1 protein-coding gene is annotated in these 871 nt (G+C 42.7%); it reads right to left on the reverse strand.

The window, feature by feature from the left end; genetic code table 11:
- Nucleotides 1–22: 22 nt before the first annotated feature.
- The gene (locus tag EI164_RS16460; protein ID WP_318779572.1) at nucleotides 23–664 is read right to left on the reverse strand and encodes a patatin-like phospholipase family protein; all 642 of its coding nucleotides are present in this window, start codon (nucleotides 662–664) and stop codon (nucleotides 23–25) included.
- Nucleotides 665–871 lie beyond the last annotated feature (207 nt).

Raw genomic sequence — 871 nt, forward strand, 5'->3', positions numbered from 1 at the left:
TGCTTTGGCTGTCACCCTCCTTTTATCTCCTCAGCATACTTTCTGATACACCACCATATTTTTTACCAATTTTTTCGGGAATACGCGGAGCGATAAAGATATTGGGAACGCTACAAGATGCTTGTACAGCCAATCCAGCATTACCAGTGGTAAACACTGCTTTTTTTGGCGTGTTTTTTTCGGTAGCAATTGCCGCAAAGCGGATAGGAAAGTCTTCTATTGCTTGACCATTCACTTTGGCGTTAATAAAATTTTTGAGCTTGATGCCTTCGATAAACCCTTGGTTGGACAAGGTGAAGTCTGTTAGCTCATTATCTGTGGTGGTGAGTGCTAAGTGCTCAAGCTGAACAGGTGTATAGCCGCTAGCATATAGGCTACCCACTAAGCTACCGACGCTGGTGCCAACGATTAGCGTGGGTGTAATACCATTCTCTTCTAATGCCTTAATGACGCCTACATGAGCAAAGCCTTTAGCACCGCCACCGCCTAATACGAGTGCCACACTCAGTGGCTTTATCTCAGGTGCGTCAGGCGTCTCAGATGTTATAGTGGCTGGCGCTAGGGTGCTACAAGCGCTGACAGCCACTCCTAAGATGGATAGAGTGCTCATCCGCATGAGTAACAGGCGATGGCTGTATGCAGAGCGAAGCGCAGTTATCAGCATAAAAAAAACCTTATATAATTGTCATAATATAGAAAAGAAGGCATTTGGGTATATTGAACATTTAAACATCATAGCCTTATAATCTTGACGATAGTCGATTTCATTTAAAAGTAATATAGGGCATGTTGAATATTCAAATGTGGTGCTGGCAGTGACTATTTTTTAGACAATATGCAGTGAAATTTTTGATACCTAGTCATTCTAGGT

Source organism: Psychrobacter sp. FME13, assembly GCF_014861395.1.
Taxonomy (GTDB): Bacteria; Pseudomonadota; Gammaproteobacteria; order Pseudomonadales; family Moraxellaceae; genus Psychrobacter.